At 54.5% G+C, this 22,761-nt stretch carries 23 protein-coding genes and 2 tRNA genes; 9 read left to right on the forward strand and 16 right to left on the reverse strand.

The window, feature by feature from the left end:
* Window positions 1–149: 149 nt before the first annotated feature.
* Window positions 150–259: transfer RNA gene (locus tag EST62_RS13415), tRNA-OTHER, on the forward strand.
* On the opposite strand, the gene EST62_RS04745 is transcribed toward EST62_RS13415, so the two are convergent.
* The 7 genes from EST62_RS04745 to EST62_RS04775 all read right to left on the reverse strand — a co-directional run bounded on the left by EST62_RS04745 (window position 257) and on the right by EST62_RS04775 (window position 6,421).
* Entirely contained in the window at window positions 257–1,201 is a 945-nt protein-coding gene (locus EST62_RS04745; RefSeq protein ID WP_129050960.1) for a hypothetical protein, read from the reverse strand. The two genes, EST62_RS13415 and EST62_RS04745, sit on opposite strands and share 3 nt — an antisense overlap.
* Before the next feature lie 99 nt (window positions 1,202–1,300).
* On the reverse strand, window positions 1,301–2,038 hold the full coding sequence (locus EST62_RS04750; RefSeq protein WP_129050961.1) for a TIGR03915 family putative DNA repair protein: 738 nt from the start codon (window positions 2,036–2,038) through the stop codon (window positions 1,301–1,303).
* Between the two features lie 153 nt (window positions 2,039–2,191).
* Window positions 2,192–3,442, reverse strand: a complete 1,251-nt coding sequence (locus EST62_RS04755; protein WP_129050962.1) for a putative DNA modification/repair radical SAM protein — start codon at window positions 3,440–3,442, stop codon at window positions 2,192–2,194.
* Between the two features lie 104 nt (window positions 3,443–3,546).
* Window positions 3,547–5,019, reverse strand: a complete 1,473-nt coding sequence (locus EST62_RS04760) for an NAD(P)/FAD-dependent oxidoreductase (RefSeq protein WP_129050963.1) — start codon at window positions 5,017–5,019, stop codon at window positions 3,547–3,549.
* Between the two features lie 73 nt (window positions 5,020–5,092).
* Window positions 5,093–5,569, reverse strand: a complete 477-nt coding sequence (locus tag EST62_RS04765; RefSeq protein WP_129050964.1) for a GyrI-like domain-containing protein — start codon at window positions 5,567–5,569, stop codon at window positions 5,093–5,095.
* Window positions 5,570–5,632: 63 nt separating this feature from the next.
* Window positions 5,633–5,706 (reverse strand) — tRNA-Pro (locus EST62_RS04770).
* A gap of 70 nt (window positions 5,707–5,776) precedes the next feature.
* The gene (locus EST62_RS04775; RefSeq protein ID WP_129050965.1) at window positions 5,777–6,421 is read right to left on the reverse strand and encodes a DedA family protein; all 645 of its coding nucleotides are present in this window, start codon (window positions 6,419–6,421) and stop codon (window positions 5,777–5,779) included.
* A 137-nt stretch (window positions 6,422–6,558) separates the two neighbouring features.
* On the opposite strand from EST62_RS04775, the gene EST62_RS13420 reads away from it, so the two are divergent.
* From EST62_RS13420 to guaA, 4 genes are all read left to right on the forward strand, one after another.
* Window positions 6,559–6,708, forward strand: coding sequence for a hypothetical protein (locus EST62_RS13420; protein ID WP_167599186.1), 150 nt, complete (start codon window positions 6,559–6,561; stop codon window positions 6,706–6,708).
* 69 nt (window positions 6,709–6,777) lie between these two features.
* Entirely contained in the window at window positions 6,778–7,701 is a 924-nt protein-coding gene (locus tag EST62_RS04780; protein WP_129050966.1) for an alpha/beta fold hydrolase, read from the forward strand.
* A gap of 92 nt (window positions 7,702–7,793) precedes the next feature.
* A complete protein-coding gene (locus tag EST62_RS04785; protein WP_167599189.1) occupies window positions 7,794–10,028 on the forward strand; it encodes a penicillin-binding protein 1A in 2,235 nt (744 codons plus the stop codon).
* A 40-nt stretch (window positions 10,029–10,068) separates the two neighbouring features.
* Window positions 10,069–11,610, forward strand: coding sequence for a glutamine-hydrolyzing GMP synthase (guaA, locus tag EST62_RS04790; RefSeq protein ID WP_167599190.1), 1,542 nt, complete (start codon window positions 10,069–10,071; stop codon window positions 11,608–11,610).
* 216 nt (window positions 11,611–11,826) lie between these two features.
* Here the strand turns inward: guaA and EST62_RS04795 are convergent, their stop codons facing one another.
* The 3 genes from EST62_RS04795 to EST62_RS04805 form a co-directional block, all read right to left on the reverse strand.
* The gene (locus EST62_RS04795) at window positions 11,827–12,417 is read right to left on the reverse strand and encodes a hypothetical protein (protein ID WP_129050969.1); all 591 of its coding nucleotides are present in this window, start codon (window positions 12,415–12,417) and stop codon (window positions 11,827–11,829) included.
* 79 nt (window positions 12,418–12,496) lie between these two features.
* Window positions 12,497–12,778, reverse strand: a complete 282-nt coding sequence (locus EST62_RS04800; RefSeq protein ID WP_129050970.1) for a type II toxin-antitoxin system YafQ family toxin — start codon at window positions 12,776–12,778, stop codon at window positions 12,497–12,499.
* Complete coding sequence (locus tag EST62_RS04805) at window positions 12,747–13,028, reverse strand: type II toxin-antitoxin system RelB/DinJ family antitoxin (RefSeq protein WP_129050971.1); 282 nt, start codon at window positions 13,026–13,028, stop codon at window positions 12,747–12,749. Before EST62_RS04805 ends, EST62_RS04800 begins: the two co-directional genes overlap by 32 nt.
* 268 nt (window positions 13,029–13,296) lie before the next feature.
* On the opposite strand from EST62_RS04805, the gene serB reads away from it, so the two are divergent.
* Both serB and EST62_RS04815 read left to right on the forward strand, forming a co-directional pair.
* Window positions 13,297–14,520 carry a phosphoserine phosphatase SerB gene (gene serB, locus EST62_RS04810; protein WP_129050972.1) on the forward strand — a complete coding sequence of 408 codons (1,224 nt, stop codon included), beginning with the start codon at window positions 13,297–13,299 and terminating at the stop codon, window positions 14,518–14,520.
* Between the two features lie 174 nt (window positions 14,521–14,694).
* The gene (locus EST62_RS04815) at window positions 14,695–15,420 is read left to right on the forward strand and encodes a tyrosine-protein phosphatase (RefSeq protein WP_129050973.1); all 726 of its coding nucleotides are present in this window, start codon (window positions 14,695–14,697) and stop codon (window positions 15,418–15,420) included.
* A 94-nt stretch (window positions 15,421–15,514) separates the two neighbouring features.
* Here the strand turns inward: EST62_RS04815 and EST62_RS04820 are convergent, their stop codons facing one another.
* On the reverse strand, window positions 15,515–15,877 hold the full coding sequence (locus tag EST62_RS04820; protein WP_129050974.1) for a hypothetical protein: 363 nt from the start codon (window positions 15,875–15,877) through the stop codon (window positions 15,515–15,517).
* Between the two features lie 33 nt (window positions 15,878–15,910).
* Window positions 15,911–16,705 carry a hypothetical protein gene (locus EST62_RS04825; protein WP_245153466.1) on the reverse strand — a complete coding sequence of 265 codons (795 nt, stop codon included), beginning with the start codon at window positions 16,703–16,705 and terminating at the stop codon, window positions 15,911–15,913.
* Between the two features lie 369 nt (window positions 16,706–17,074).
* Here EST62_RS04825 and EST62_RS04830 point away from each other — a divergent pair, with 369 nt between their 5' ends.
* Entirely contained in the window at window positions 17,075–18,424 is a 1,350-nt protein-coding gene (locus tag EST62_RS04830) for an EpsD family peptidyl-prolyl cis-trans isomerase (protein ID WP_129050975.1), read from the forward strand.
* Window positions 18,425–18,539: 115 nt separating this feature from the next.
* On the opposite strand, the gene EST62_RS04835 is transcribed toward EST62_RS04830, so the two are convergent.
* The 4 genes from EST62_RS04835 to efp form a co-directional block, all read right to left on the reverse strand.
* Window positions 18,540–19,328: a tyrosine-protein phosphatase gene (locus EST62_RS04835; protein WP_129050976.1), complete on the reverse strand. Its 789-nt coding sequence runs from the start codon at window positions 19,326–19,328 to the stop codon at window positions 18,540–18,542.
* A gap of 464 nt (window positions 19,329–19,792) precedes the next feature.
* Complete coding sequence (gene accC, locus EST62_RS04840) at window positions 19,793–21,142, reverse strand: acetyl-CoA carboxylase biotin carboxylase subunit (RefSeq protein WP_129050977.1); 1,350 nt, start codon at window positions 21,140–21,142, stop codon at window positions 19,793–19,795.
* A gap of 19 nt (window positions 21,143–21,161) precedes the next feature.
* Window positions 21,162–21,626: an acetyl-CoA carboxylase biotin carboxyl carrier protein gene (gene accB / locus EST62_RS04845; protein WP_129050978.1), complete on the reverse strand. Its 465-nt coding sequence runs from the start codon at window positions 21,624–21,626 to the stop codon at window positions 21,162–21,164.
* A 51-nt stretch (window positions 21,627–21,677) separates the two neighbouring features.
* A complete protein-coding gene (gene efp / locus EST62_RS04850) occupies window positions 21,678–22,244 on the reverse strand; it encodes an elongation factor P (RefSeq protein ID WP_129050979.1) in 567 nt (188 codons plus the stop codon).
* Window positions 22,245–22,340: 96 nt separating this feature from the next.
* Between efp and EST62_RS04855 the strand changes: the two genes are divergently transcribed.
* Entirely contained in the window at window positions 22,341–22,751 is a 411-nt protein-coding gene (locus tag EST62_RS04855) for an HU family DNA-binding protein (protein WP_256372358.1), read from the forward strand.
* Window positions 22,752–22,761: the final 10 nt, after the last annotated feature.

A 22,761-nucleotide genomic window follows, 5' to 3' on the forward strand; every position in this document is an offset into this window, starting at 1 on the left:
GAAAGGCAATCAGGATTTTTCGGTTATCCTTAGCTCAAAATCACAAAGTTTCTCGAAATTTGGATGGGAGAGTTTTTTGGCAGTTTATGCCTCCTGAATCCCACTACAAAATATTACCTATCAGTGTAATTATTTGTACAATTTTTGATGGGCCTGTGGCGGAATTGGTAGACGCATCTCCCTTGCTATGCTTCGAAAATTCGGAGTTTAGCAAGGGGATGCACGCAAGTGCGTATGGGTTCGAGTCCCATCAGGCCTACTTTTTTTGCAAAGGGCGTGAATGACTTAGTTTGCTCATTCGTCTCTTTTCAATTTCCACCAATCGCTCTTTTATGCATGACTTGAATGCATAAAAGAGCTTTTTAACCCGATGACAGTTATTTGTATTAAAATCTGTAAAGGAATTTTTATTTTTCACTTTAAAAGTAATTTTTTCTAAAACTTCTTCCTCCTCTCTCTTTCTCTTCTCATCATCGTCCTTTGCGTCACTTATGACTGGCCACTGCATTAATTGGGACGTATCAACTTCAATAGTTTTTTGGGTACGCTTTATTTTGTCGCCCACAATATGAATATCAATATCATACTTCCCTGCCTCAAGTATATGATACCCTTTTGCAAGGGGATATGTTGTTGAGATTCGAAATACAGGGGGTCGTTTTTTATCTTCTATCATTCCGAAATCCCAATACATTCCAGCTCCTGATGGTATATCAGGAAATGGGTGCTGATTGACACCTATATTTTCTGGATTAATATACATATCGATTTTCCTAGAATTATTACCTCCCCTTACTCGTATCTCTTTGATTCTTATAGCAACATTTTTTGCTATAGAGTTGCCATCATTATTTAGCTGAAGGCGTAAATACATTGCGTAAGATTTGTCTTCCTGAAGATTATATGAAGTATATGGTTCTCCTTTTTCTGCCATGATTGACAATTTTGGGCGATTATACCACTTTAAAAATGGATTTTGAAAAAGAGCTACAATAACGGCACCAATAGTCCCAATTGCGCTCAAAAAGCTCCAATCTCTATTTACAACCCAAGCGTCAAAAACATAAGGCAATGTGCATGGCACAGTTGAAATGTGCGCACATAGGATTTTGTAAAATGGGACTATAAATCCCATTATAGTTAAAGCTATAACGGGAACTATTAATGCTATGCAGATTATGGTTAGTATAATTTTTTTCATTTTATTTTCCTTTACAGTTTAATGCGTAAATATATTTATAAAACTTCTGCTCTGTAACAAGGTCAGCAAGGAAAACAAGGTCGAATGCGATGATTCCCTTCACTCCCCCTGCTTTTCGGTGAGATATTTCCAGTACTTCGCGGGCATATTGGACTTCTGGAGGCGGGGGTTTTTGCGTTCGGGGATGGCGATGGTTTTGAAGAAGGTTTGCCAGAGCTGCTGCACGGCCTCTTCCTCGGCGGAGAGTTCGGGGCGGCTGAACTGTTCGAGGGTACCGAAGCTGAGGGCGTGGCCGTCCCAGTGGGCGGCGCTGTGGCGACCGGCGTCGTAGATAAACCACTCCTGCGCGCGCAGTCGGCGGCTGAAGTGGCGGGCGAGCGGCTGGATGACGTTGCAGTCCGGCTCCATCCGCGCCAGCCAGGTGCCGTCGCGAAGCTGCTCGAAGCGCAGCAACCCTTTCATGCGATGCAGCTCGCGCCCGGCCTTGCGAGCAGTGGCGACGACCGCCTTGACGCTGGCGTGGGTGAGGTAGCCGTTGACCCGGTCGCCGTGCTCGAAGGCGAGCGCGATGTAGCGCAACAGGCTCGTCTCCAGCTCGGTGGTTTCGGCCATCGTGAAGTACCAGAGCGTCTGCACGGCGTCGGGCGCTCGAAGGCGGAGCCGCTCGAACAGCGCTTCGGCAAGGGCGGAGTCGGTGCGCAGAAGCATCCCCTCCTCGAAGAGCGTGTTTTGCTGAACGGCGAGCACGGTTTGCTCCGGATCGTCGCCGCTGTCGAGAATCGAAGCGATAGCTGAAACGAGGCCTTCAGGGGTTCCGTCGTAGAGATAGTGGTTCATGGTCGTGGCTCGCTTGAAGAATAGGACTTATGGGGCAAATAGGACGGATGGGAGAAGAAAGAAGATCGTGCTTCGTAACGCTGGGCACATAACTGTGGAATCTTTTTTTTCTCTCCTGTCCACTTCGTCCACAACATCCACCTCGTCCACAATTCACCCCATCCCCGGCAACACCAACTGCCTCGGAACCTTCGGCTCGCTGCCGTCGCCGATGAGCAGGCTCTGGCGGAGGCGGGCGGGTTGCTGGTCGAGTTTGTCGAACGGGCGTCCGGAGCAGGTGATGAAATATTTTGCGCGTTTCATGACTACGCCGATCTTTTTCATTCCTTCGTGCGTAACGGGCGCGAAGCGTCGAGCGGCGATGATGCGCTTGGCGGAGACGACGCCAATGCCGGGCACGCGCAGCAGGGTGGCGTAGCTGGCGCGGTTGACTTCGACCGGGAAAAACTCCGGATGGCGCAGCGCCCAGGCGGTCTTGGGATCGAACGATTCGTCGAGGTTAGGGGCGTCGTCGGAGAGAATCTCCTCTGGCGAAAAGCCGTAGAAACGCAACAGCCAGTCGGCCTGGTAGAGCCGGTGCTCGCGCAGGAGCGGCGGCGCGGCGAGCACCGGCAGGCGGTTGTCGCTGTTGACCGGCACGAAGGCCGAGTAATAGACGCGCTTGAGGTTCATCTTGCGGTACAGCCCCTGCGAGAGCCGGAGAATTTGCAGGTCGGTTTCGGGACTCGCGCCGATAATCATCTGCGTACTCTGTCCGGCGGGGGCGAAGCGCGGCGCGTTGCGGCTCTTGCGCCGCTCGACGAGGCTCACGCCCGCCTCCGCGCCGATGAGCTTCATCGGGGCGAGAATCGCCTCCTTCTTCTTTTGCGGCGCGAGCCGGTGCAGCGACTCGCTGGACGGCAGCTCGATGTTGACGCTGATGCGGTCGGCAACGAGCCCGGCGCGGCGGACGAGTTCCGGGCTGCTGCCGGGAATGATCTTCAGATGGATGTAGCCGCCGAAACACTCCTCGTTGCGCAGGATTTCGGCGACGCGCACCATCGCCTCCATCGTATGGTCGGGACTCACGTTGACCGCCGAGCTGAGGAACAGCCCCTCAATGTAGTTGCGCCGGTAGAACTCCATCGTCAGATCGACCACCTCCCGCGCGGTGAACGAAGCGCGCGGCACCGGGTTGGACGAGCGGTTGACGCAGTAGGCGCAGTCGTAGCGGCAGTCGTTGGAGAGCAGGATTTTCAGCAGCGAAATGCAGCGCCCGTCATCCGCCCACGAGTGGCAGATGCCGCCTTGCGAGGTGTTACCGGTGCCGCCCGCCGAACCCTCGCGATTGCTGCCGCTCGAAGCGCACGAAGCATCGTACCGCGCTGCGCCCGAAAGAATCGTGATTTTTTCCTGAAGCTCCATACAACGAATATACGAGGAGAGGCGGAACAGTGGCAAGCTATGAAGCGCCCCTCTTCCTCCCATAGGACTTATAAGTCCTATACGACCTATAGGTCGTATAAGTCCTATTTCTTGCTACAGCGCCGCAGCAGCAGCTCCGCCGTCCGGCGAGCGCCGGTGACGACTCCCGGCAATGATTGCCCCGGAAAAATCGAGTCGCCCGCGACAAAGAGATTGCGGTACTTCGTCGCTGGCCCCCGCACACCGAAGAGCGAGGTTTGCGGGTAGCCGCCGACCAGCCCGTGGCGACGCCCCGTCCACCTCTCCCATGAATGCGGCGTGGCGGCTGTCAGCGAACGGATCGCGCCACGAGCTTCCGGAAGTTGCTCGCAGAGCAGCGCGAGCGCACGGTCGGCGTACTCCCGCTTCAGCGCTTCGTAGGCCGCGCGTCCCTGCCGCAGAGCCTCGAACCAGCGTTCCGGGCGGGTGTGCGTGGAGACGGTGACCGCCCGCTGACCCTCCGGCGCTCGTCCGGCGTCGCCCGCCGGTGAGGCTGAAACGAACAGACTGCGGCACTCGCCAAGCTCCCCCGCCGACGCGACGATCTGGAGGTGATCGGCTCCGGCGCGCTCGAAGAGCGTGGCATCGAGGCCGAGGTAGAGCATGAAGGCGCTCCAGCCGGAGGCGGACTCGACGCCAGCTTCGCCCGCCGGACGGAAGTCGTCGAGCAACGCGAGAGAGTCAGGCGTGAGATTGGCGATGATCGCATCGGCGGCCAGCGCGTCGCCATCAGCGGTCTCGACGCCGAGCGCCTCGCGATTGATGGTGTCGAGCCGCGTCACCTTCTTGCCATAGAGCACCGCCCCGCCGTCGCGCTCGATGGAGTCGGCCAACCTCCGGGCCACCGTACCGATGCCGCCCTCGACGCTCCAGGTGCCCGCGACCGGCAGGTCGAGCGCGATGGCCGTGTTGAGCGCATTGGCCTCGCGCGAGGTGGTCTGCGCGGAGATCAGGAGCTGCGCGTCGATGAAGCGCACGAACTCGGCATCGGCGTCGAGGCCGTGCGAGGCGAGCCACTCCTGGGCCGTGCGCCGCGCGAACGGCAAGAGACGCGCCGAATCCGGCAACGCTCCGAGCGCCCGGCCTGCAAGCGCGACGACATCACGCGCTCCGGAGACGGGCCACGGGAGCGCGTCGGCGGACAACCGCCAGAGCGTACGTGCAAGGCGGGCCTGTTCGTACCAGAAAGGCTTCGAACGGGGGAAGCGGGCGATGATGTTGCCGCGGGAGGAGAAGAGATCGAGCCGGAGGTCTCGGTGGCGGTACTGCCAGGCGAGCGGCTCGGAGCGAACCGGCCAGTCGATGCCGAGTTCGCGGCCAAGCCGGTCGAGCGGCCCGCCGGAGTGAAAGCCGCACCCCACCGTTGCGCCCGCGTCGAAGCGGTAGTCGCCGGACGAAAAGGTCGCCGCGCACCCACCGGGGTAGTGCTGCGCTTCGAGCACCACCACCTGCACGCCCCGGCGGGCGAGCAACGCTCCGGCAGCGAGTCCACCGATGCCGGCCCCGATGACAACGCAGTGCAGGTCGCAAATTTCCATGAGGCAAACGGCGATTGTTAGCAAGACTCTCTTGATCTTGATAACAATCGCCACAACGAAGAGACAATTCCCGTCAGCCTTCGTACAGCATCAGATAGACCCGCGTCCTGAGCCGGTCGGGCGGCGTTTCGGCGGGATTGTCGAGGTAGATTTCGTACGCCTCGCCGCCGAGGACCAGATCGTTGTCGTCAACCCATTTCATGAGCGCGTCGTAAACCGCTTCGATTTCGCCATAGGGGCCGATGTAGAGGCTGCTCGCGGCTTTGCCCTCGGGGGTCGAGCCACTGACGACGCGACCTTTGCCCTCGACGCCGTTCCCGACGGGAAAGCCGAATTCGACCTCGAACGTTCCGGCGCTCATGCCGAAGTAATGCGCGAAGGGCGGCCCTGTCGGCGATTTACCCTGACTCGCAAGTTCTTGCAGAATATCATGGTAGCCAGTCTCGAACAGCGCGCCGAGTTCGCTCATGGTGGTGCTCGCGCGAATCAGAAGAGCTGGCGTCGGTGCAAGCTCTTTCAGCTCGCACACGAACTCACATTCAAAGTCCATAGATGTTTTCCGGTTTTTATTGAGAAAGGAACTCTTCCGGATACTGAAGGAGGGAAAAACTTGTCGGCGTAGCGGGATTTGAACCCACGACCCCTACCACCCCAAGGTAGTGCGCTACCAGGCTGCGCTATACGCCGATGAAGGAGTTGAGTATAAGAAGATTCGGGAAATTACCATAATATTTTTTTCATCCGGTGACCGCGATCTTCAGCGGCGCATGTGATGTTTGACGTACTCGATGAGCGGTATCATCAGCGACACAACGATAATGGCCACGATCAGCAGCTTGAAATTTTCCTTGAAAAACGACAGTTGGCCGACCAAATAGCCACCATAGGTGAAAACAGCGACCCAGAGCAGAGCGCCCACGACGTTGTACATGAAAAAACGCGAGTACGACATCGCCCCAATTCCGGCGACAAAGGGGGCGAAGGTGCGAACAATGGGAATGAAACGAGCGATAATGATGGTCTTGCCGCCGTACTTCTCGAAAAAGTCGTGCGTCTGGCGCAGGTGTTCGGGATTGAAAAACCTTGACTTTTTGAAAGAGAACACTTTCGGCCCAAGCGCATGGCCAATGGCATAGTTGACACTGTCGCCGAGTATGGCGGCGACCGAAAAGACAGCGAAGAGCCAGTGCGGGCTGAGCTGCGACATCGGAATCGCGGCGAGCGATCCGGCGGCGAAGAGCAGCGAGTCGCCCGGCAGCAGCGGCATGACAACCAGCCCTGTCTCCAGAAAGATGATCAGAAAGAGGATTCCGTACAGCCACAAGCCGTACTCCGAAGCCAGAAGCTGAAGATGTCGGTCAATGTGCAGGATAAAGTCGGTAAGTGTCGAGAATAACTCCATGGGAGAGCAAAATCAAATGTAAGTTTCGATAATATGGCGAGTTACAACCGCATTCGCCTGCTTGTCAAAAACCGGTCGGCAAGCGACAATATAGCGGTATAAAATCAATATCGAGGCGTCGAAAGCAGCTTGCCCCGATGGACGATGTGAACTTGGCGGACGGCGCGGGCAAGCTGCGGAAATCCGGAGCTGCGTTTTTCCTTTCGGAATGGTTCCGGGCGAACACGCAGGGCCGCCCCTGCAAATCACCACCACCATCCGCTTTGCTCTTCATGCAGCATTCATAATTCATCATTCAGCATTCATATGGTATATTTCGGTTCAGTTTTTTGCAGAGAGTCAAACCGGTCAAGCCTATGAGCTACCTTACGTCATCACGTTGCAAACTTTTCTATGAGGATACCGCCGAACAGGATCCTTCGCAGAAAAACAAACCGGCGATCCTTTTCGTCAATGGCTGGGCAATTTCGTCCCGCTACTGGAAACCGGCCATCGAGCTGCTCAAGCGCGATTTCCGCTGCATCACCTACGACCAGAGCGGTACGGGCAAGAGCGTCATCGACGGATGTCGGCCCGATCTGACGATTGCCGGATTCGCGGGCGAGGCCGGCGCGTTGATCGAACATCTCGGCCTCGACAAAGGCCGGAACCTGCACATCGTCGGCCACTCGATGGGCGGCATGGTGGCCACGGAGCTGTGCCTGCGCTACCGCGACGCGCTGCTCTCATCGACGATTCTGGCCTGCGGCATTTTCGAGGAGACGCCGTTCACCTCGCTCGGTCTCATGTTCCTCGGCGGGCTGATCGATGTTTCGATGAATTTCAGGAACATCTTTCAGGTCGAGCCCTTGCGCACGCTCTTCATCAAACGCGCGGCGACCGGGCACATCAGTAAAGAGTACAGCGACATCATCATCGAGGATTTCACCACTTCAGACAAAGCGGCAACCAACGCGGTCGGTCATTTCTCCATCGACCCGGTAGCGCTGCGCACCTACACCCGGAGCGTTATCGAAATCACCTCGCCAGTGCTCTGCTGCGTCGGCATGGCCGACCACACCATTCCGCCCGAAGGCACCGTCACGCTCTTCGAGAAGCGCAAGGCGGCGGCGACGTCACCCACCCGGCTCGTGCAGTTCATGCACCTCGGCCACCTTCCGATGCTCGAAGATACGCCGAGCTTCGTCGAACAGTTGAAAAAACATTTTGAATTTGCGCAACATTTTTATAAAAAGACTCAGCCCGCCGCGCCTCTCGACGAACGGGTGCAGATTCAATGAAATAATTCAGCGGCTCAAGCGTATTGCCGTTGAAAGCAGATGGTTATGATTCACTCTTCTGAAACCGTGACAACGTGAGTAAAAAAACTGTTATGAAAGTTGCCGGACTCCTTCTTGTCGTACTTCTCGGCGCCAGCGCTGTGTTCGGCCTCGGTCTTTTCAAAGGTCTTCCCAGTATCGCTGAACTCGAAAATCCCAGGCCGGAGCTTGCCTCGCTGGTCTATTCGGAAGATGGCAAGCTTCTGCACAAGTTTTTCCTGAAAAACAGAACCTTCGTGCCGCTCCGCTCGATTTCGCGCTGGACTCCGGCGGCGCTGATCGCCACCGAAGATATAACGTTCTACCAGCACTGGGGCGTCGATCTGCGGCGTCTCGGCATCGCCTTCGGCGAAAATATCATCAAGGGACGCACCCGCTGGCAAGGGGCCAGCACCATCACGCAGCAGCTCGCCAAAAACCTTTTCCTCACCCAGGAGCGTACCCTGAGCCGCAAGGCCAAAGAGTTCGTCACGGCCATTGAACTCGAACGCACCTATACCAAAGACGAAATTCTCGCGCTCTACCTGAACACGGTTTACTTCGGATCGGGCGCTTACGGCATCGAGTCGGCGGCCCAGACCTATTTCGGCAAACCGGCCAGCAAGCTCACCATTCCCGAAAGCGCCACGCTCATCGCCACGCTGAAAAATCCGACGGCCTACGATCCCTCGAAGGATCCCTCATCATCGCTGGCCCGGCGCAACCTGATTATCGGGCTGATGGAAAAGGAGAAGTTCATCACACACGCCCAAGCCGTCAAGGCGAAAGCCACGCCGCTGGTGCTGCACTATACGCCCGTCAGCCATCAGGGCCTCGCCCCCTACTTCACCGAGTACATCCGGCAGACCGTCAAGTCAGGCTCCATGCTCGACGGGGTCAACGTCTATCGCGACGGCCTGACCATCCAGACCACGCTCGACAGCCGGATGCAGCAATACGCGCAACAGGCCATCGCCAATCAGGCGGCGTACTTGCAGGCGCAGTTCGACAAAACCTGGCGCTGCCCCGAGTCGCTCAAGATGCAGTTCATCAAAGAGAGCGCCAGATACAAGGAGATGGTTGGCGAGGAGGGCGTTCCGGCAAACGTGGCGCTCGCCCGTCTGAAAGCCGATAGCGCCTGGCTGAACAATCTGCTCCATCAGAAAACGCGGGTGCAGATGGCCCTGGTCGCCCTTGACCCAACCAACGGCCACGTCAAGGCGTGGGTTGGCGGCACCAATTTCGGACCGGACGACTACCGCTACCAGTTCGACCATGTCTGGCAGGCGCGGCGGCAGCCCGGTTCGGCTTTCAAGCCCTTTGTGTATGCGGCGGCCATCGACAAGGGCATCCCGGCAAACTACCGGATTCTCGACCAGCCGCTGGCGCTGAGGGGCGGTGATGGCCGCGTCTGGATGGCCCGCAACTCCGAGGGTGATTCCGGCGGCATGACGACGCTGCGCGAAGCGCTCGCCCATTCGCTCAACCAGGTCACGGTCAGGCTGGCGTACGAATTCCTCAGCCCGTCGGAGATCATCAGCTACGCCCGCCGCATGGGCATCTCCTCCCCCATGCAGCCCAACCTTTCGATCGCGCTCGGCACCTCGGAAGTTTCGCCGCTCGAACTGGCCAGGGCATATACCAGTTTCGCTAATAATGGCGTATGGAGTGACGTGCTTCCGGTACTCAAGGTGCTCGACAAGAACGGGCACGTCATCGCGGAACACCAGCCGAGCAGCCATCTGGGACTCGATCCGGCAACCAACTTCGTCATGGTCTCCATACTCAAGGATGTGATCGACCGAGGCACCGGCATCGCCGCCAGGGCGCGATACGGCCTCGACATGGAGGTGGCCGGTAAAACCGGAACGACCCAGAGCCAGCGAGATGCGTGGTTTGCCGGATTCACTCCCCAGCTCGTGACCGTGGTCTGGGCGGGGTTTGATGACGAACGGGTTCATTTCACCTCGATGTCCTACGGACAGGGTGCCAGAGCCGCGCTTCCGGCGTGGGCGAACTTCATGAAACAGTGCTACTCCGATGCGTCGCTCAAGTTTGAAAACCGCTACTTCCCGATGCCCGACAACGTCATTGCCGTGCCAATGTCAGGCGCATCGAGCGATGCGGCTGGCGTGCTGAGTCAGAACGTTTTCGTCGAATATTTCACGCCGAAAGGCTACGCACGCACCCAGGTCGGCGATTTCAACAGAACCCCGCAGCCGGTAAACTCCGGCGCGGTCGGCAATCCGGACAGCACCGGTGTGCAGCAAGCACCAGTACCGCAAGTCGCGCCCGCAGATAATTTTTAAACAATACTTTACCGGTTTCAACCCAACCATGGCAACATCCCTGCAATCGGTCATCGTGCTCGACTTCGGTTCGCAGTACACCCAGCTCATCGCACGGCGCATCCGCGAGATCGGCATCTACTCCGAAATCCTTCCCTACCACGCGACCGCCGAAACCATCCGGGCGCACCAGCCAAAAGCGATCATCCTCTCCGGCGGGCCGAACAGCGTCTATGACGAAACCGCCTTCATGCCCGATCCGGAGGTGTTCAGCCTCGGCGTGCCGGTGCTCGGCATCTGCTACGGCTTGCAGGCCATCGCCAAGCACTTCGGCGGCAACGTGGAGAGTTCGTCGAAGCAGGAGTTCGGACGCGCCAAAATGCTGGTAAGCCATGAGGAGGAGCACGAAAGCATGCTGTTCAAGGACATTCCGGATTCGGACGTCTGGATGAGCCACGGCGACAAGGTGACCCGTCTCCCCGACGGTTTCCGCATCACGGCGAGCACGGCAAACGCCGAGATGTGCGCCATCGAGAGCTTCGGCAGCAAAGCCGCGCTGAAGGTCTATGGCTTGCAGTTCCACCCGGAGGTGCAGCACTCGCTCTACGGCAAGCAGTTGCTCTCGAATTTTTTGATCGACATCGCGGGCATCACCCCCGACTGGTCGCCGAAGAGCTTCATCCAGCACCAGATCGAGGAGATCAAGCGGGTGGCTGGCGACTCGACCGTGGTGTGCGGCATCAGCGGTGGGGTGGACTCCACGGTGGCCGCCGTGCTGGTGAGCAAGGCGATTGGCGAAAAGCTGCACTGCGTCTTCGTTGACAACGGCCTGCTCCGCAAGAACGAGTCCGAAAAGGTGATGGAGTTCCTCAAGCCGCTCGGCCTGAACATCTCGCTCGCCGACGCCTCCGACCTTTTTTTGGGACGACTCAAAGGCGTGGCCTCGCCGGAGAAGAAGCGCAAGATCATCGGGCGCACCTTCATCCAGGTGTTTGAAGAGAACATCCACGACGAGAAGTTCCTCGTGCAGGGTACGCTCTACCCGGACGTGATCGAGAGCGTCAGCGTCAAGGGGCCGTCCGAAATGATCAAGTCGCACCACAACGTCGGCGGCCTGCCGAAGCGCATGAAGCTCAAGCTGATCGAGCCGCTGCGCGAGTTGTTCAAGGACGAAGTCCGCGCCGTCGGCCGCGAGCTTGGCATCGCCGAGGACATCCTGATGCGCCACCCCTTCCCCGGCCCAGGCCTCGCCGTGCGCGTACTCGGCTCGCTGACGAGGGAACGGCTCGACATACTGCGCGATGCCGACCAGATTTTCATCGACGAGCTGAAGGAGAGCGGCCTCTACTCAAAGGTGTGGCAGGCCTTCTCGGTACTCCTGCCGGTGCAGTCGGTTGGAGTCATGGGCGACAAACGCACCTACGAAAACGTGCTGGCATTGCGAGCCGTGGAATCCACCGACGGCATGACCGCCGACTGGGCGCACCTCCCCCACGACTTCCTCGCCAAAGTCTCGAACCGCATCATCAACGAAGTAAGAGGCATCAACCGCGTGGCGTACGATATTTCATCCAAGCCCCCAGCCACGATTGAGTGGGAGTGAGGAGCAAGAAAGATCGCTGGATATGCACAACACCCCGTCGATTTCGGCGGGGTGTTGTAGTTTTGTTGGAGGAGAAAAAAATGCCGTACCAAACAGATTATTGACTGGAAAAAGCTGTATTATAAATGAGGGTAATTATCTAAAATGTAGCTTGGATCAACGATTGTCGCAAAAAGCCCGATTTGTCTGCGCTATCTTTAAAAGATATGAGTTGAGTTAGTTTTGAGCTTTTTTAGGTTCATTTTGCATTTTTTTAAGCTTCGATGATTGCTCGCTGTCTTTTGAATCGGTTGGAAAAGTAGCAAATGCTACAGAATAATATATTAGGCTTATTAAAACGAGAACCGCACCATATCCAAAATATTCAGGTGCTCGTCGGTTGCGTTGCTCAGGAGTCAGCGTAGCCGTTACGGGTTGGCAAACCCTGCAAGGGCGGCGACCAACCCGAATTGCATCAAAGAGCGAAATCGGTATAGAACGAGCACTGTAGTGCGACGATGTATGATATGCTTTTCCTGCCAAAGTAACATAAACCACTGGATAATATGCCCGCTCCGAAGCCAGCCACTGCTCGTAATCATCAATAGCCGTGCGATGCAATTTAATAGTAATGATGAGATAAAGAATTGCCGCAAAAGGTAGGCATATAAAACGGAAGCTAAGAAAAAATCTTTTGAGATGGGCGCGTTGAGCTGCACGTTCCTCTGCACTATAAACTGTCTCCGTGTAAGTAACGGTCTTCCATCGTTTACGACCTGCATGGTCGTAATAACATTCACGTTTTTGAATTTTTCGTGTCTCGGGCATTTACTCGAATTCTGTGTAACATTTAATTAAATAGAATGGCAGCACTTAAAGCACTGTTTTTTTTTATGGATGGTTCAATTTATAGCCCCAGCTCACTATGAGACCCAAGGCGCACAAGTTCAAGTGCGTTGTCGTCAGTTTTGCGATAGATCAGAATAAGATCAGGCTTGACGTGGCAATCCCGACAATCGTTTAACGTTCCAATTAATGAATGATCGACCGCGTTAGGCGGTAAAGGTTTGTCCTCTGCCAGCAAACCGATAATGCCCTCAAGGAGCGCATCCAGCTTTTTGCCGTGCTTGCCTGATTTCTCTCTTCGATAGTCCCGCTTAAAGCGGCTGGTGAACTTGATCGTCCGCATTCAATTCCTTGAACAGATTTTTCACGGAGCTGGCCGTTTTCAGCTCACCACGCCGCGCAGCTTTGATTGCCTCAATCGTCTCGGCATTCGGAACGAGCGGCTCAAAAGGAAGCGCCTTTTCTGCCACTACCCTTTTCAGCATCAACCTTACTGCATCGGACACCGTAAGTCCTATACTTGCCAGCACAGCCGACGCCTCTGCCTTGGTGTCGGCATCGATCCTGGCGCGCACAACAGAATTTTCCAACATACTTTTGCTCCTTTTTGTAGCTACAATGTAGCGCAAACTACACATAACAACAAGAGTTCTCGCTATCAGGTTTCCTGTCCGCCTCGGTTTTAATCATCCCGTTTTTCTTCCCATCAACCCGCCTCCCCCTCTTTTTGAACCTTCCCAAAACAACGCTATCTTTCCCCGTGCTTCGTCCGCAAACCGGGCGAAGACATAAGCCATTACGAAACAACACCTTGCCGCTCTCCCTCCGCTTGACGAGGGGTTAACCGACACCTTCAGCAACATGCGCGAACTGCTGCTCATCAACATTTCCGGGCCGGACAAGCCGGGCCTGACCTCCAAAATCACCGAAGTGCTTGCGCGATACGACGTGCCGGTGCTCGACATCGGCCAGTCGGTCATCCACAACCACCTCTCGCTCGGAATGCTCATCGAGGTGCCGAAGGAGTCCGTCTCCGCGCCGATTCTGAAAGACCTGCTCTTCACGGCGCACACGCTCAAGCTCGAAATCGATTTTACGCCCATCACCACGCGCGACTACCACAAGTGGGTCGGCGAGCAGGGCAAGCCGCGCTACTTGCTCTCGCTGCTCGGGCGGAAGATTTCATCGGAACATCTCGAACGGGTCACCACGCTGGTCGCCAGCCACGGCTTCAACATCGACGCCATCAGCCGCCTTTCCGGACGGCGACCGCTCAAGGATGAAGAGGATTCGGGCAACACGAAGGCCTGCATCGAGTTTTCGCTGAGGGGCGCGCCCGCAAACGAAGAGCAGTTCCGGGCTGAAATGCTCGAAATCACCGACAGCCTCGGCATCGACATCGCTTTTCAGGAGGACAACATCTTCCGGCGGACGCGGCGGCTCGTGGTGTTCGACATGGACTCGACGCTCATCACTTCGGAGGTGATCGACGAACTGGCCAAAGAAGCGGGATCGGGCGAGCTTGTGGCGGCGGTCACCGAACTGGCGATGCGCGGCGAGATCGACTTCACCGAAAGCCTGAAAAAGCGGGTCGCGACGCTCGTGGGGCTGGAGGAATCGACGCTGCAAACGGTGGCCGAACGGCTGCAACTGACCGAGGGGGCCGAGCATCTCTTCCACAACCTGCACCGCCTCGGCTTCAAAACCGCCATTCTCTCCGGCGGCTTCAGCTACTTCGGGCGCTATTTGCAGAAAAAGCTGAACATCGACTACGTCTTCGCCAACGAGCTGGAGATTGTTGATGGCAAAATGACCGGCAACGTCATCGGTCAGGTCGTCGATGGCAAACGCAAAGCCGAACTGCTCGAACAGATCGCGGCTACGGAGAACATCCGCCTCGAACAGACCGTCGCAGTCGGCGACGGCGCCAACGATCTGCCGATGCTCGGCAAAGCCGGACTTGGCATCGCCTTCCGCGCCAAGCCGATCGTGCGCGAAACCGCCCGGCAGGCGATCTCTACGTTAGGCCTCGACGCGATTCTCTATCTGATGGGATTCCGCGACCGGGACGCGCTGGAGGTTTGAAAGAGAACAGAGCAGAAAAAAAACAGAGCTCCACAGCATCCCCTCAGCCAACAAAACAAACCCATTGTCGCCGCACTTACCGGGCGAGACATCTCATTGGCACATAGTTATATTGAGTTAACAGCTTTGTACTCATTGACAAAATTATTCAGCAAATCATCTTTGATAACAGCCATGACCGATTATCATTGCCACCTGCTTCCGTGCATAGACGATGGCCCATCATCTTTAGCCGAATCCATCGAGATGGCTCGCTTGCTCAGTCGAGCCGGGTATCACACGATTTACTGTACACCGCACCTTATCAAGGGGCTGTATGAAGCAGACAACAATACAGTAAAAAAGGGCGTCGCTGATCTTCAGGAAGCGTTGAATCGTGAAGGAATTGGCCTGAAATTGCTTTGTGGAAGGGAGTACTTTCTTGACAACAACTTCATTGACTTTATGAATGACCTCATGCCTCTTGAAGGTACGCCATATCTACTTATCGAAATTCCGCCACACACCTATACCGGCATGGTTCAGGATACGCTCACCGCAATCATCCGGCACAACCTGATCCCGTTGATAGCGCATCCCGAGCGGTGCGAGCTGTTCCGCGAGCGGCAGATCACCGACCAACCCAGAAAAGTATCGAGATTGAAAAACCTGCTGCACCGCTCTACTGCCTTGCACCAACCGGCAATCACCCAGGAAAGCAATGACAACAAACTGCTTAACTGGCTCATTGAGAACCGGTGCGCCTTTCAGAGCAATCTGCCAAGCTTCAAGGGGAGCTATGGAGAACAGGCGCAGTCAACCGCGAACTATCTTGAAAGCCTGGGGATTTACACTCACGCTGGCACTGACGCCCATACTCCCGAAAGCCTGGAAAAGCTCTTCGGCTTCAATCCACAATAAAAAAACCTCATACCGGAACAGAGTACAATCATTGTTCCGGTATGAGGTAGTCACGATACAGTACTAAAATCAGAAATCAAGCTGTTCTCGCTTGTTACGGTTTTAATTTCTTGTTGTTTTGATCGGAGCCAGGTTGCTGACCCTGGTCTCCGCCGGATTGCTGGTCTTGATCGCCACCGGAAGGCGGATTTTGATCCCCGACAGCCGGCTGGCCTTGATCGCCGCCGGAAGGAGGCGTTGGCGCTGGAGCCGGCGACGGCTCAACAGGAGGAAGAGCCGATGCCGCAGAAGCGGCCTCGGATATGTCCGGCATCTCAACCCAGTTGGGCGTCGGAATGACGCTGCCGGTGATAGCATCCGATGTATTACCCGCTGGATCTGCAAGCGCCTGGGTGGTCATTGCCGGTACGCTAACCATGACAGAAAACAGACCCGCATAAACTATTGAGCGTTTCATAACGATTGTGATTATGGTTGTATCAAGCTATGTTCAGAACATGACGCCAGCGCCAAGGCCCCAGATAAAACGAACGCCATCGCCAGAGTAACCCGTCAGGTCCGCCGCGCCCATGCTGGCCACAATTGCGCTCTGTTTGCCTATCATGAAGGTTTTCGAGACTCCCGCATTGAGGTTAACGCCATTCCATTCTGCAATGGCATTGAATTGATCGAACAACTCATAAGAAACATTGCCGAAAACAGCCGTCCCATGCTTCCCTTTACCATGATCGACATCCAGGGGGCTCTTGTCCCGGAATCTGCCGTTACCGATGCCAATGCTGTAATGAAGCTTTGTCCTGTTCATATCATCGCGGATTACATGCCGATCCTGAACTCCCTGGCTATAGACGATGTAGTAGCTTTCATCGGCATCGGTGCGATTGTTTGCTGTATCACTGATGAGAATGTTCTCCACGCCAACAGCGATTGAATTTCCGTGCCCCAGATAACGGTGGAGTTTCAGGTTGAGGGCATAGCGCCCCCAGTCACTCAGATCAAGCGATACGATGCTTGCCTCCAGACCAAGATTTTTTCTCGGATTGCCGACACCAACCCCGAACCCCATGGCGGCATCCGATTCATTGCTATACGGCGCAGGGGTAGTCCCGCCAGCGCCAACGAATACCGTCCCGTAGGCGGCGCCCCAACCAACCGGCGTGGTGAGCGATTTACCATGGATATTGGGCAATGCTCCCTGAAAACTGGATTCAGCGAACACTTCTTGTGGCAATGTAAACGCCAACATCGAGGTAAGCAATAGGCATTTCAATCTTGAGCGCTTCATGAGTCATTACATTTAATAGTGAATGATATGTATAATTAACCTTGAAAAAACAAATAAATCATCACGTCAACCCATACGAATTGCATATATTAAACAAAATCAAAACATACACTAACGTACAGGTATCTTTTCAATTATCATTTGACATTATAATATTTTTTTGTTTTTCAAACCATAATAATTCCCTTTTCAACGAAACCTCGACCATGGCAGAAACCATCATTATTTTTTCAAAACGCACTCCTACATTTTTTTCATAAACTCCTTAAGCAAAAACCATACACAAAAACACAATTCTGAACTATTGGTGGATTTATTTTCTTTGTGTATCTTAATTGTTGCATATAGAAAACAAATAGTTTAATTACTATGAAACTACACAACGCCTTTTTCTTAAGCTTTATACTCTTATTGGTTTGTGGTTGCTCATTCCAATCGGAAAAAGAGTCATCGGGCAGTGTCGCTGCCGTGGTGAATGGGGTCGAAATTACCCAAAGCGAAATAGAGTACTTTGCGAAAAAAACAATCGCCCCAGGAACGAATGAGACGAAAACGATTGAGCAAAAAAAGGCTATACTCGCCAATCTGGTAAGAAACGAATTGCTTGCGCAGAAAGCACGAGAGATGGGAATTGAAAAGGATCCTGATTTTACTCTGGCACTTTACGAGGCCCGGCGTCAAGTGCTTGCCGGCATGGCGGAATCGAGACTTGCAAAAAGTGTAAAACCTGTAACTCCTGAAGCAGCGAATGCTCTGGTCGAGAACAACCCACGTATTTTTTCTGGTCGCAAACTGCTTGTTTATGACGAGATATTGATTAAGGGAGTCGATGTGCCGTTTCTCGATTCTTTGATTTTATTAGCGGACAAAGGCGCTACCGAGGAGCAACTTGTCGAGGAGTTGGAATCAAAAAAGAAGGTATTCCGGAAAACAACGAAGTCAGTCACGTCCGATAAAATTCAGCCGGCCATTCTCGATGTATTGCTCAAAATAAAACCAAACCGGCCGATCGTCGCTCGCGTCGAAGACAAGTTTTCAATGATTATGACGGTGCATGAAATTCTACCCATCCCGTTACAGGGAAGCCAGGCAATCCAGCAGGCCAGGGCGATGGTGTATGCACAGCAAAGGAATGCGTTATTGGCCAAAAGCATGTCGGATGTGATTAACAGCTCAAAAATCACCTATTACGGAGACTATGCAAAAACATCGGCAGAGGAACGAAAAGTAACAGGCCTTCCTGTGCCGGATAAGCAAAAAGCTGCCAGGAAGGCCTATAAAAGCTTCGGATTTGGCGCGGTCCTTTCAGTCTCTTGTATCTTCGCGGTGCTGGTATTGACGGCTTCGATGAGAATTCTGCGCGGGGCTTTGTGGCTGCCCAGATTATGGCCCTCTTCCGGCGTCTCGGATAAGGCGGAGACCCCTTATGAATGGGATTATGAGGCGTACTGGATAGAGAAATTCTATATAGGAGCCATCGCATTGCTCATCCTTGCTGTTTTGGCATTCGAAATATACCTGCTTGCCCAATACCTTCCGATCCTGGGGGTACTGGCCGGAGTGGTTTCGGGAGTATTGCTGGGGGTTGCCGTGAGCCGTATTTTCGGTCTGAAGGCATTACGGGGATTGTCGCATAAAGTCTATGCGATATTGGTTGCCGTATTTACCACGCCGCTTATTATCGGTCTCCTGTATATCATAAGGTACCCCGGCCTCTGAAATCAAAGCCTCTTGCGCGACGGCTCACAGGTAAACGGGAAATGCCCCTCTGATGAAAAGCACGATCAGGGGGGCATTTCTCGTCTGAATCTCAGACGCTTTGATCTTAAGGCACTTACACAGTCATCGCGCAGGCTGCGTGTACCCCGCCTGCGCGATGACTGTGCAGGTATGAATAGGTGAGGGATCTGGTCTTGCGCATCTCGCTGGTAAGCTTTACAAGAAATTCCATCGAATGAGCGTCGGTTCCGTAGTGGGTGTAAACCTTTTGTTGCCAGAAGCGCTTCGCTCCCTCCCTGATCGAACGACCATACATTCCGGCAAAGCTGCCAACGTTGCATTGAAAACCGCATTCACAACCCAGCAGCCAGTCGAGCAAATCGATGCGCTGATATGAATACTCCTGCTCTATTCTGCCACGGATGGTGTTTCTTCTGAAAAATCCCAAGGATTTCGGAATTTTGTGGCTTTGATGGTTGGCAAGAATCCGACAGCGTTCAGGGTGCGCAATCATCGGAATGAACCCTTTCCGCATAATGGTGGTGATGATCTCAAGAGTCATGCTTTGGTGCGAACCGGAAGGAATCTCGATCAGCAGGTAACGGGTTCCTTCCAAAGGCATGAGATCATTGAGGTATTCATGGCAGTGGTTGTCCAGGCAATACTCTCTGCCTGCAAGAAGTCTGAGCGCAATCCCTTTGCGGTCAAGCGCCGCCTGAAGCGTTTTTATGGAGCGCTGAACGTCGGCACGGCTTGCGTCATACAAATTCCTGATCAGATGAGGAGTACAATAGACCGAGGTAAACCCTGCCTCCGAAAGCAACCTGGCCATCTGAATGGATTCATCGAGTGTCGATGGGCCGTCATCAAGGCCTGGCAGAATATGGCAATGATAGTCAATCACTCTGTCCCGTTATTGCACTGCAAAAGACAGGCGTCCTTTACCGTTGTGTTCAGGTTAAACCGGCGCAGAAAAAGAGACACTGTGCTTTCCCAAGCGGAAGCGCCGCCTTTAAGTCGCATGTACGATATTATATATATCTCGCAACAAGCATATAATATATACACGATCCTGATATAACACAAGCAAACACCTCCTGAGTATAGGGGATTTCTCTATGCGTGGTCAAGAGCAAAAATCGAGTTAATTCATTACAAATAATGACATTAAAAGATTTTTTCAGACGATAGCCGGAGCAATAAAAAAATAAGGCAGGAGAAAATTCGACTCAAAACGAGCAGTCGAGTCGGGCAATGTCAGCAGAAAAAATGGAAAGAGACACCTCCGGCAACCATAGACTTTATGGTTGCCGGAGGTGAAAATAGCGGGTGTCGTTCTGTGATGCAGAGAGCGCGAATGCCAACTCTTCAGGGCTGCGGTTTCTCGAACCTGAAGCTGTCGAGGAAGCTGGTGTCGAACTCGCCGCTCCGGAACACCGGGTCGTGCATCACCTGTTTGTGGAAGGGAATGGTGGTTTTGATGCCCACGACGATGAACTCGTCGAGCGCCCTCGACATGCGGGCGATTGCTTCGTCCCTGGTGTGGGCTGTGACGATGAGCTTACCGATCATGGAGTCGTAGTTCGACGGCACGACGTAGCTGGCGTAGCAGTGCGAGTCGATCCTGACGCCCGGTCCGCCAGGCGTGTGAAAGACCTGGATTTCGCCAGGCGAAGGCCTGAACAGGTGTTCGGGGTCTTCGGCGTTGATGCGGCATTCGATGGAGTGGCCCCTCGGCTCAAAGGTTCTTCCGGCAAGGCTTTCTCCATCAGCGATACCAATCTGCTCCCTGACGAGATCGACGTCGTAACGCTGCTCGGTGACCGGATGCTCCACCTGGATGCGGGTGTTCATCTCCATGAAGTAGAACTTCTTGTGCTTGTCGAGCAGGAACTCGATGGTGCCGGCGCCTTCATAGTTGATCGCTTGGGCCGCCGCGACGGCCGCCGCGCCCATCTCCGCCCGAAGCTCTTCGCTGACCACCGGCGACGGAGTCTCCTCGATCAGCTTCTGGTGGCGGCGCTGCACCGTGCAGTCGCGCTCGCCGAGATGCACCACGTTGCCGTGCTGGTCAGCCAGAATCTGGATTTCGATGTGGCGCGGATTTTCGAGGAACTTCTCGATATAGACGCCGCTGTTGCCGAAGGCCATGCCGGCCTCGCTTTGGGCGGTTTTGAGATTTTTTTCGAGCTGGCTCTCTTCGTGAACCACCCGCATCCCTTTTCCGCCGCCGCCAGCCGTCGGTTTGATGATGACCGGATAGCCGATTTTTTTTGCGGTTTCGATGGCGTGGGCCACATCTTCGACCAGCCCTTCGCTGCCCGGCACAACCGGAACGCCAGCCGCGATCATGGTTGACTTGGCAGTGTTCTTGTCACCCATCCGGTTAATCATGTCAGCCGATGGGCCGATGAACTTGATATTCGAGGAGTGGCACACTTGCGAGAAGTCGGCGTTTTCGGCCAGAAAGCCGTAACCGGGATGAATGGCGTCGGCGTTCGTGACCTCGGCGGCGGCGATAATGCGCGGAATATTCAGGTAGCTTTCTCTCGAAAGCGGCGGACCGATGCAGACCGCTTCGTCGGCATACCTGACGTGAAGGGAATCGGCATCGGCGGTCGAATAGACGGCCACCGTGCAAATGCCCATCTCCCGGCAGGTATGCATGACCCGCAAGGCGATCTCCCCACGGTTGGCTATGAGTATTTTTTTGAACAAGGTGCAGTGAAGATTGAAGTTATGGCTTGACTCTGAACAGAGCCTGATTGTATTCGACAGGCTGACCGTTTTCGACGAGAACCTCGACAACGGTTCCTGAAACCTCGGACTCGATTTCGTTCATCAGCTTCATGGCTTCGATGATGCAGAGCACATCGCCGGGTTTGACCTTGTCACCCTCTTTGACGAACGCAAGTGAGTCCGGCGAGGGCGAGCGATAGAAGGTACCCACGATCGGTGAATAAATATCGATGAGGTCGCCGCTGGCAGCCGGGGCCTGCGGTTCCTGCACGGCTTGACGCACTGCGGGCGGAGGAGCCTGAACTGGTTGTTGCGCGATGACAGGCGCGGTCGGCAAAACAGCTGATGCTTTCGAATTGTTTCGTCTCAGCGTGATTTCGGATTGCCCATCCTTGATGATGACCTCATCAAGAGAGGAAATGTTGACGATCTCGATAAGCTGCTGAATTTCCTTGAGGTTCATGGTTGTGGTCTTATGATTTTACGCGCAATTCGGTAATAACAGTCAAAATAATCACTTCTTAACTCTATCCATGTACTCGCCGCTGCGAGTGTCGATACGAATGACGCTGCCGGTCTGGATGAACATCGGTACGTTCACCTCGGTGCCGGTTTCGACGATGGCGGGCTTGGTGCCACTGGTGGCGCGGTCATCCTTGCTTGCCGGGCTGGTTTCGGTGACTTCGAGTTCGACAAAGGTAGGCAATTCAACTTCGAGAATCGATCCGTCATCGGCAAAGACGATATCGACCATCACCGAATCCTTGAGAAAGCGGGAGGCCGGGCCGATGGCCACCTCAGAGACGTTGATCTGGTCAAAGGTCTCGGTATCCATCATGACATAGTCCTCGCCGTCGCGATAAAGGTACTGGTATTTCTTGCGCTCGGTGACGATGACATCGACCTGTTCGGAGGCGCTGAAGCGGTACTCGACGTTGCGGCCGGTCTTGAGGTTTTTCATGCTGGCCTGGTAAAAAGCGCGAAGATTGCCGGGCGTGCGATGCACAAGGCTCTCCATGCTGTGAGGTTCACCCTTCCAGCGGATGATGGCCCCCCTTGAGACGTTACTGATAGAAACCATGAGTTGACTTGCAGATAGGCGATACAGTGCTGAGCCTGAATATCGAAGTTGAAAAGTTAAAGACACATAATATAACACAGACGGGACTGAATAACAATGACCAGCCAAGAGCCGCCCCACACAAGGGATAAAAACAAATTGGATGTTTGTTGGTCAGTCTTTAAATTGAATTATTGTAGTAATTGGAACCAGCAAGCTGATTTTCCTCCAACTGTAAATGGTAAACTTCTTATGTCGAAAGCCGAGTTAGTAGAACAGATCGCAGAGCAGACCGGTTTGACCAAGGCGGATTCTGAAAGAGCGGTCAATGCATTTATCAATGTAGTGGCCTCGACCCTGAAGAGTGGCGATGATGTAACTCTGGTGGGTTTTGGTACTTTTACCACAGGCGAACGGGCTGAGCGTCAGGGCCGCAACCCGCAGACCGGCGAAACCATCACCATCTCTGCAAAAAAAGTGGTCAAGTTCAAGCCGGGCAAAGCACTCAAAGACGAGGTCGGTGGTTGAGCCGATACCG

The sequence above is a fragment of the Chlorobaculum sp. 24CR genome (genome assembly GCF_004118635.1).
Classification (GTDB): Bacteria; Bacteroidota; Chlorobiia; order Chlorobiales; family Chlorobiaceae; genus Chlorobaculum.